We start from the raw sequence: 8,171 nt of genomic DNA, 5'->3' as shown, positions 1-8,171 counted from the left end.
CCAGCGCGACCGGCATCTCTTGATCGCCGCGATCAACCAGGCCTCTGAAGGCCAGGCGGACATTCCGCCGGTCGAGGTGATGCTGGAGGGCGCCAAGGAACGCTTCGGCCAGTTCTTCGTCACCGCCGTCGACGAGGACGAGCGCGAGACCGAGGCCGCCATCGTCTACATGCTCGAGACCACCGAGCGGCGCGCGCTCGAGAACCAGATCAACCAGTCGCAGAAGATGGAGATGGTCGGCCAGCTCGCCGGCGGCATCGCCCACGACTTCAACAACGTGCTCTCGGCCATCATGATGGCCAACGACTTCCTGCTGAACGCGCACAAGCCGACCGACCCGTCGTTCCAGGACATCATGCAGATCAAGCAGAACGCGACGCGCGCCGCCACGCTCGTCCGGCAGCTGCTGGCGTTCTCGCGGCGGCAGACGCTGCGACCGCAGGTGCTCGACCTTGGCGACGCGCTGTCCGACCTGACGATGCTGCTGCGCCGGCTGATCGGCGAGAAGGTCAAGCTCGACCTGAGCCACGGCCGCGACCTCTGGCCGGTCAAGGTCGACGTCTCGCAGTTCGAGCAGGTGATCGTGAACCTCGCGGTCAACGCCCGTGACGCGATGCCCGACGGCGGCAAGTTGTCGGTGCGCACCGCCAACGTGTCCGCCGAAGAGGTCGCGCAGGCGGCCTACAAGGGCATGCCGGTCGCCGACTACGTCAAGATCGAGATCAGCGATACCGGCACCGGCATTCCGGCCGAGATCCGCGAGAAGATCTTCGAGCCGTTCTTCTCGACCAAGGAGGTCGGCAAGGGCACCGGCCTCGGCCTGTCGACGGTCTACGGCATCATCAAGCAGACCGGCGGCTTCATCTATGTCGACAGCGAGCTCGGCAAGGGCACCTCGTTCCAGATCTTCCTGCCGCGCCACATCGTCGTGGCCGAGGTCCAGCCCGAGCCGCAGGCGACCAACGGTTCCGCCAAGGACGCCGCTCCCGCCGCCGAGGCGCCGAAGCCGCGCGCGGACCTGACCGGGCAGGGGACGATTCTCTTGGTCGAGGACGAGGAAGGCTTAAGGGCGCTGAATGCGCGCGGCCTGCGCTCGCGCGGCTACAGCGTCATCGAGGCCTCCAACGGCATCGAGGCCATGGAGGCGCTGGAGGAGTGCAACGGCGAGCTCGATCTGGTGGTGTCCGACGTCGTGATGCCGGAGATGGACGGGCCGACGCTGCTGAAGGTGATGCGGGAGAAGAATCCGGACATCAAGATCATCTTCGTCTCGGGCTATGCCGAGGATGCGTTCGAGAAGAGCCTGCCGGAGAATCAGCAGTTCGCCTTCCTGCCGAAGCCCTTCACGCTTAGCCAGCTGGTGGCCGCGGTGAAGGAAACCATGGCTCCCCAATAGGTTACCGAAAAAGCCCGACAAGGCGGGCGAGCGCGTTCACGCCGCGACCCAGCGCCGCAGCCGCGCGGCCTCGTGCCGCCTTCCTTTTTGCCCCGAAGTGCCCATCTTACGGGCATCCCCATTCCGGGGACTTATGGGAAACGAAGATGAGCTTCATGCAGCGCAAAAGCGGCCTCCTCAAGGCGATGGCCGTGGCCCTTTCCTTGGCGCTGCCGACGGTGCTCGCCGTCTCGGCGGCCGACGCCCGGATCGGCGGCGGCTCCAGCTCGGGCTCCCGTGGCACGCGCACCTTCTCCGCGCCGCCTCCGACCGCGACCGCGCCGGGATCGGCCTCGCAGTTCAACCGCACCATCACCCAGCCGGGGCAGCCTGGCGGCTTCAATCAGGCTGCGCCGTCGCGCGGCGGCCTGTTCGGCGGCCGCGCTGGTGGTCTGCTCGGCGGCCTCGCCGCGGGCTTCCTCGGCGCCGGCCTGTTCGGCATGCTGTTCGGCGGCGGCCTGTTCTCCGGCCTCGGCGGCTTCGCCTCGTTCATCGGCCTGATCCTGCAGATCCTGCTGGTCGTGATCGCGGTGCGGTTCGCGATGGCCTGGTGGCAGCGCCGCAACCAGCCGGCTTACGCGGCCGGCCCGGCGCCGGGCCCCAATGACGGCCAGCAGAGCTTTCGCTCGGGCCTGAGCGGTCTTGGCGGTGGCCTTGGCGGCTTCGGCGGTTTCGGTGGCGGCAGCAACCAGCCGCCGCTGCAGATCCAGCCGGCCGATTATGAGGCGTTCGAGCGCCTGCTCGGCGAGATCCAGTCGGCCTGGTCGAACGAGGATGTCGGTCGCCTGCGCCTGCTGTCGACGCCCGAGATGGCCTCCTATTTCGAGCGCGATCTCGAGCAGAACCAGGCTCGCGGCGTGGTCAACAAGGTCACCGGCGTGAAGCTGCTGCAGGGTGATCTCGCCGAGTCCTGGCGCGAGAACGGCGGCGACTACGCGACCGTGGCCATGCGGTTCACGCTGGCCGACAAGACCATCGAGCGCGCCTCGGGCCGCGTGGTCGAGGGCTCCGACCAGCCGCAGGAGGTCACCGAGATCTGGACCTTCCTGCGCCACCCCGGCGCCGACTGGCAGGTGTCGGCGATCCAGCAGGTCGGCTGAGTCCACCGGTCGAACGATTATCGGGCGCCGCGGAGACATCCGCGGCGCCTTTGCTTTGTGGAACGCCCTGCGGAATAATCCACGACGAAACGGGTTCCACAGCCGGATAGGACATCGCGCCCAAGCGATGCGACGGCATCACGTCCAAAAGCATGTTTCCCCGGGAGGACACCATGACACCGATCCGCAGCCTGATGATCAGCGCCACGTTGCTCGCCGCTGCATCCGTTGCGCCCGGCCTGATCGCGACCGCGTCCGCCGACAGCGCCGATATGAGCTTCTTCCTGACCAGCAACGGTCCCGGCAATGGCGGCAATCTCGGCGGCCTCGCCGGCGCCGACAAACACTGCCAGTCTCTGGCGCAGGCGGCCGGTGCGGGCGCCAAGACCTGGCGCGCCTATCTCTCGACCCAGGCCGCCGACGGCCAGCCCGCGGTCAACGCCCGCGACCGCATCGGCAAGGGCCCGTGGCAGAACGCCAAGGGCGTGGTCGTCGCCAAGGACGTCACCGACCTGCACAGCGCCGCCAACAATCTCACCAAGCAGACCGCGCTCAGCGAGAAGGGCGACGTCATCAACGGCCGCGGCGACACGCCGAACCGTCACGACGTGCTCACCGGCTCCCAGGCCGACGGCACCGCCTTCGCCGCCGGCGAGGACCGCACCTGCCGCAACTGGACCAGCGCGACGACCGGCGCGGCGATGGTCGGCCATTCCGACCGCATCGGCCTGCGCGACGACGAGCCGTCGAAGTCGTGGAACACCTCGCATCCGTCGCGTGGACCGGACGGCGGCTGTTCCCAGGCGGACTTCAAGAGCACCGGCGGCGACGGCCTGCTATACTGCTTCGCGGCGAACTGATTGGGACGCCTCAAAAGTTAAGGTCGAGTCATTCCGGGGCAATCGGCGATACGAAGGCGCGAAGCGGCTTCGCATTGACGATTGAACCCGGAATCTCGAGATTGTGGACAATGGTCGCAAGGCCATCTCGGGTTCCGGGTTCAAGGCCTGTCGGCCTTGCCCCGGAATGACGGCGGTTGTGATTCATTCGCTCGGCGCTCTGGTCGCTGCCGGCCTCGATCAAAGAGATGAGCGCTCTTCTTGAGGTCTCGCCATGCGCTACGAGCTGTACTACTGGCCGATGATCCAGGGCCGGGGCGAGTATGTCCGGCTCGCGCTGGAGGAGGCGGGAGCCAGGTATCGCGACGTCGCGCGCGAGGAGGGCATCGGCGCGATGACCGCAATGCTTGAGGGGGAGGGCGAAACGCCCCCCTTCGCGCCGCCGTTCCTGAAAGTCGGCCGCCGCATCATCGGCCAGACCGCCAACATCCTGCTGTTTCTCGGTGCGAGGCACGGCCTCGCGCCGAAGGCCGAGGCGGGCCAGCTTTGGGTGCACCAGCTGCAGCTCACGATCACCGACTTCGTCGTCGAGATCCACGACACGCATCATCCGCTCGGGCCGACCTTGTACTACGAGGACCAGCGCGCTCCCGCCAAAAAGCGCACGGCCGAGTTCTGGAGCGAGCGGGTGCCGAAATTCCTCGGCTATTTCGAGCAGATCGTGGCGAAGAGCGGCGGTGCCTACGTCACCGGCCGCAGGCTCACTTACGTCGACCTGTCGCTGTTCCAGATCATCGCCGGCCTGCGCTACGCGTTCCCGAACCGGATGAAGGCCTTCGAGCGCAATATTCCCGGCCTCGTCGCACTGCACGACCGCGTCGCGTCTAGACCGAACATCGCAGCCTATCTGCAAAGCGAACGCCGCATCCCCTTCAATGAGGACGGCATCTTCCGCCACTACAAGCCGCTGGATGTGTGAGGTCGGCTGACGAGTGCCGTAGCCTCACGCGACCCTGAGCCAACACGTATGACGGCGCACGCCCGGAGGCGCCGCCGTCATACGAAGTTGGCCTGATGGTGTGGGGTCTTCAGGCGATGATGTCGACGCGCGTGCCCTGGCCGGGCGGCAGCGGCGGACGCTGCGCCTTGTTTTCGGCCGCGTTTTCGTCGCCGGTCTTGTCGGCCTTGAACGACTGCGTCTGTTGGCTCTGCGCTTGTTGGTTCTGCGCCTGCTGTGTCTGCTGCTTGTTCGTCTCGGTCGAGACCGGCGGCGGTGAGGGCGGCGGTGATGACGTCGAAACGCTCGAAACGGACATGGTCCGGCTCCTCGCTTGGTGTTCGCCCAAGCGTGGCCATGTCCAGCGAAGGAAGAGTCAACCGGATCGGTCGAATTGTCTGCAACTGTGAGTGGCGGTCGCCAATAGTGAACGGGTGGCTGATCTCGTTGCAGAAACCGGTGGCACCCTGGTGCGCCGGTCTATTGATCCTTGCTGCGGGTGATCGTGATCGACGATTCCGTCTTGGTCCTGGCGCAGCGCATGTCGAGCCGGCGGTAGCGGCTGGGCACGTCGTCGCCGCGGAAGATGCCGAGCCGGCGGTAGCAGCGGTTGACGCCGCGCACCATGTCGTCCTTCGGCAGGGTGAACACGATGGCCGCCGCGCTCGCCATCAGCTCGACGAAGGCCGGCGGCGGCTTGCGGTCGGTTTTCCCGAACAGCTGGTTGCTGAAATTCTTCGACGAGCATCCGAGCGTGATCTCGCGCGCCTTCGGGTGCGCGAGATAGACGGTGCCGGCCGCGGTCTGGCCGATCTTGATCCCCTCGATGCCGTTCTTCAGCTCCTTGGCGACATCGTCGCAGCGATCCGCCCGTGCCGCCTGCGGCAGGAGCGCGCTGCTCAAGGCAACGAGAAAGGCAAAACCGGCCGAGCGGCCGAATGAGCAAAGAGTCGAACGCATTGCAAATACCCCCGCGCCATTGTCGCGTGCGTGGTGAGCGCATGCAAGCGCCGATGCGTCGGGGGCTCGGCCGGACCGGGGAGAAGTGTGATCAACGCGCCGCTGATCACCGTGGAGACAGCTCGCCTGCGACGTCCGTCAGTACTTGAAATGTCTCGTCGGGCGCGTGCTGGATCAGATCGTGAGCGCTGGCGACGGTGCGCACGTCCCAGGCGGGATCATCGCGCAGCCGCTCATATTGCGCCGTGAACGGTGTCGCGCGCCAGCCGGTCGCATACACGAACACGCGCCGCATGTCGGGTTGCGGCCGGGTGAGACGAAGCCGCTGCACGAAGGTCCCGAGCGGATGCGGCCGGCAGCGCGGATCGACCCCGTCGCGCGGCAAGACGGTCAGCCCGTCATGGCCGGCCTGCGCGATCACCAGCCCGCGATAGTCATCGCCGGCGAGATCCCACCAGGCCTGATCGTGCTCCGGCGCGAAGGCATCCAGATAGATCAGCGCCGCGAGCCGCTCCGGCAACCGGTCGGCGGCGCCGGACGCCACCATGCCGCCGTAGCTGTGCGCGCACAGAATGACCTCGGAGAGATCTTCGGCCGTCAGCAGAGCGACGACGTCCGCGATATGCGTATCCAGATTGATGCCGGCGGCGGAGGCGGGCGTGTCTTCGAGGCCGGCCAAGGTGACGGCGTAGACTGCGTGCCCGGCTTGCCGGAGCCGTGTCGCCAGCGGTTCGTACCACCAGCCGCCGCGCCACCCGCCGGGAATGAGAACGAATGTTGCCATGATGCTTCTCCGTGACGCTGGGCCCAGCGTGTCGTGATCAACCCTCGCGTGACAGGCTAGCAGGGCTGTCAAGTCCCCTCTCGGAACGTGGCATTCACATCCCGGGCTTCTTGGTGGTGGACGCTCCGCCAGCGCGGCGGCTGCGAGCGGCTCGCATGGGTCCCATCCGTGGTCCGGCCGCTTTCTTTTCCGCAAAAAGGGCTTAGAACGGCTCCATCGCCGGGGCCTCGGACCGAGGGGCCGGCCCTTCAACCCACGAGCTTTCCATGAACGCGCCCACCGCTTTCCCCGACCAGTCCAAGCCCGTTCCGCCCTACAAGCACACGCCGCTGTTTCCGCTGGGCCCGGACACCACGCCCTACAAGAAGATCACGACGGAGGGCGTGCGGGTCGAGAAAGTGCTGGGCCGCGACATGCTGGTGGTGTCGCGCGAGGCGCTGCGCACCCTGTCGGAGGCAGCCTTCGGCGAGATCAACCACTTCCTGCGCCCTGGCCACCTGAAGCAGCTGCGCAGCATCCTGGAGGATGCCGAGGCCAGCCCGAACGACAAGTTCGTCGCGCTCGACTTCCTGAAGAATGCCAACATCTCGGCCGGCGGCGTGCTGCCGATGTGCCAGGATACCGGCACCGCGATCATCATGGGCAAGAAGGGCTGCAACGTCATCACCGACGGTGACGACGAGGCGGCGCTCAGCGAAGGCGCGCGGGACGCTTACTTGCGCCGTAACCTGCGCTATTCGCAGGTCGCGCCGCTGTCGATGTACGAGGAGAAGAACACCGCCAACAACATGCCGGCGCAGACCGAGATCTACGCGGAAGGCGAGGACGCCTACAAGTTCATGTTCATGGCCAAGGGCGGCGGCTCGGCCAACAAGAGCTTCCTGTTCCAGGCAACGCCCTCGGTGCTGACCAAGGACCGGCTGCTGGCGTTCCTGAAGGAGAAGATCCTGACGCTCGGCACCGCGGCGTGCCCGCCTTATCACCTCGCCATCGTCATCGGCGGCACCTCGGCCGAATTGTGCATGAAGACGGTGAAGCTCGCCTCCGCCCGCTATCTCGACGCGCTGCCGACCCACGGCTCGGCCGACGGCAACGCCTTCCGCGACGTCGAGATGGAGCAGGAAATCCATAAGATGACGCAGTCGCTCGGCGTCGGCGCGCAGTTCGGCGGCAAGTATTTCTGCCACGACGTCCGCGTCATCCGCATGCCGCGTCATGGCGCAAGCCTGCCGATCGGCTTGGGCGTGTCGTGCTCCGCCGACCGCCAGGTGCTCGGCAAGATCACCAAGGACGGCGTCTATCTCGAGGAGCTCGAGCACCATCCGGCGCAGTATCTGCCGGAGGTCGAGCAGGCGCTCGGCGGCGAGGTCGTGAAGATCGATCTCAACCAGCCGATGAAGGACATCCTCGCGACCCTGTCGAAGAACCCGATCAAGACCCGGCTGTCGCTGACCGGCACCATGATCGTCGCCCGCGACGCCGCGCATGCCAAGCTGCGCGAGCGCCTCGACCGCGGCGAGCCGCTGCCGGACTACTTCAAGAACCATCCGGTCTACTACGCCGGTCCCGCCAAGACCCCGGACGGCTACGCTTCCGGCGCATTCGGTCCGACCACCGCGGGCCGCATGGATTCCTTCGTCGATCAGTTCCAGGCGGCCGGCGGCTCGATGGTGATGGTCGCCAAGGGCAACCGCGCGCCGGCCGTGCGCGAGGCCTGCAAGAAGCACGGCGGCTTCTATCTCGGCTCGATCGGCGGCGCCGCGGCAAACCTCGCCGAGCACTGCATCAAGAAGGTCGAGGTCGTCGAATATCCCGAGCTCGGCATGGAGGCGATCTGGCGCATCGAGGTGGTGGACTTCCCGGCCTTCATCATCATCGACGACAAGGGCAACGACTTCTTCAAGGAGCTGAACCTCGGTTGAGGCGATGCGAGCGGTGTTAGTTGCAGCGGCCGGGAGCGATCCCGGCCGTTGGTGTGTGGAGCAGGGCGGGCTGCGTGCCGTTCGCTGAGACTCTGGTGAGTTTGAGAGCCGCGCACGTGCGGTCCGAACGGTAT

General features: G+C 66.6%; 8 protein-coding genes. 5 read left to right on the top strand and 3 right to left on the bottom strand.

The window, feature by feature from the left end; genetic code table 11:
- The 4 genes from BRAO375_RS22580 to BRAO375_RS22565 form a co-directional block, all read left to right on the top strand.
- Window positions 1-1,396 (top strand): ATP-binding protein (locus BRAO375_RS22580; RefSeq protein ID WP_035641669.1); only part of this gene is annotated, 1,396 nt, incomplete at its 5' end.
- Between the two features lie 155 nt (window positions 1,397-1,551).
- Complete coding sequence (locus BRAO375_RS22575) at window positions 1,552-2,535, top strand: Tim44 domain-containing protein (RefSeq protein ID WP_009029761.1); 984 nt, start codon at window positions 1,552-1,554, stop codon at window positions 2,533-2,535.
- Window positions 2,536-2,708: 173 nt separating this feature from the next.
- A complete protein-coding gene (locus BRAO375_RS22570) occupies window positions 2,709-3,395 on the top strand; it encodes a hypothetical protein (RefSeq protein WP_009029760.1) in 687 nt (228 codons plus the stop codon).
- A gap of 253 nt (window positions 3,396-3,648) precedes the next feature.
- The gene (locus BRAO375_RS22565; RefSeq protein ID WP_009029759.1) at window positions 3,649-4,353 is read left to right on the top strand and encodes a glutathione S-transferase; all 705 of its coding nucleotides are present in this window, start codon (window positions 3,649-3,651) and stop codon (window positions 4,351-4,353) included.
- Window positions 4,354-4,462: 109 nt separating this feature from the next.
- Here the strand turns inward: BRAO375_RS22565 and BRAO375_RS22560 are convergent, their stop codons facing one another.
- The 3 genes from BRAO375_RS22560 to BRAO375_RS22550 all read right to left on the bottom strand — a co-directional run bounded on the left by BRAO375_RS22560 (window position 4,463) and on the right by BRAO375_RS22550 (window position 6,115).
- Window positions 4,463-4,690, bottom strand: a complete 228-nt coding sequence (locus BRAO375_RS22560) for a hypothetical protein (protein ID WP_009029758.1) — start codon at window positions 4,688-4,690, stop codon at window positions 4,463-4,465.
- 161 nt (window positions 4,691-4,851) lie between these two features.
- The gene (locus tag BRAO375_RS22555) at window positions 4,852-5,331 is read right to left on the bottom strand and encodes a hypothetical protein (protein WP_009029757.1); all 480 of its coding nucleotides are present in this window, start codon (window positions 5,329-5,331) and stop codon (window positions 4,852-4,854) included.
- A 106-nt stretch (window positions 5,332-5,437) separates the two neighbouring features.
- Window positions 5,438-6,115, bottom strand: coding sequence for an alpha/beta fold hydrolase (locus BRAO375_RS22550; protein ID WP_009029756.1), 678 nt, complete (start codon window positions 6,113-6,115; stop codon window positions 5,438-5,440).
- A gap of 266 nt (window positions 6,116-6,381) precedes the next feature.
- Between BRAO375_RS22550 and BRAO375_RS22545 the strand changes: the two genes are divergently transcribed.
- Window positions 6,382-8,037, top strand: a complete 1,656-nt coding sequence (locus tag BRAO375_RS22545; RefSeq protein ID WP_009029755.1) for a fumarate hydratase — start codon at window positions 6,382-6,384, stop codon at window positions 8,035-8,037.
- The last annotated feature ends 134 nt before the right edge of the window (window positions 8,038-8,171 follow it).

Source organism: Bradyrhizobium sp. ORS 375 (assembly GCF_000239775.1).
GTDB lineage: Bacteria > Pseudomonadota > Alphaproteobacteria > Rhizobiales > Xanthobacteraceae > Bradyrhizobium.
The sequence above is the reverse complement of the archived record's forward strand: the minus strand, read 5'-3'. Positions and strand labels throughout refer to the sequence as shown.

What these genes read in the sequence shown, in the direction of transcription:
- BRAO375_RS22575 (WP_009029761.1), top strand. Translation starts at nt 1,552, where the DNA reads ATGCAGCGCAAAAGCGGCCTCCTCAAGGCGATGGCCGTGGCCCTTTCC.
- BRAO375_RS22570 (WP_009029760.1), top strand. Translation starts at nt 2,709, where the DNA reads ATGACACCGATCCGCAGCCTGATGATCAGCGCCACGTTGCTCGCCGCT.
- BRAO375_RS22565 (WP_009029759.1), top strand. Translation starts at nt 3,649, where the DNA reads ATGCGCTACGAGCTGTACTACTGGCCGATGATCCAGGGCCGGGGCGAG.
- BRAO375_RS22560 (WP_009029758.1), bottom strand. Translation starts at nt 4,690, where the DNA reads ATGTCCGTTTCGAGCGTTTCGACGTCATCACCGCCGCCCTCACCGCCG.
- BRAO375_RS22555 (WP_009029757.1), bottom strand. Translation starts at nt 5,331, where the DNA reads ATGCGTTCGACTCTTTGCTCATTCGGCCGCTCGGCCGGTTTTGCCTTT.
- BRAO375_RS22550 (WP_009029756.1), bottom strand. Translation starts at nt 6,115, where the DNA reads ATGGCAACATTCGTTCTCATTCCCGGCGGGTGGCGCGGCGGCTGGTGG.
- BRAO375_RS22545 (WP_009029755.1), top strand. Translation starts at nt 6,382, where the DNA reads ATGAACGCGCCCACCGCTTTCCCCGACCAGTCCAAGCCCGTTCCGCCC.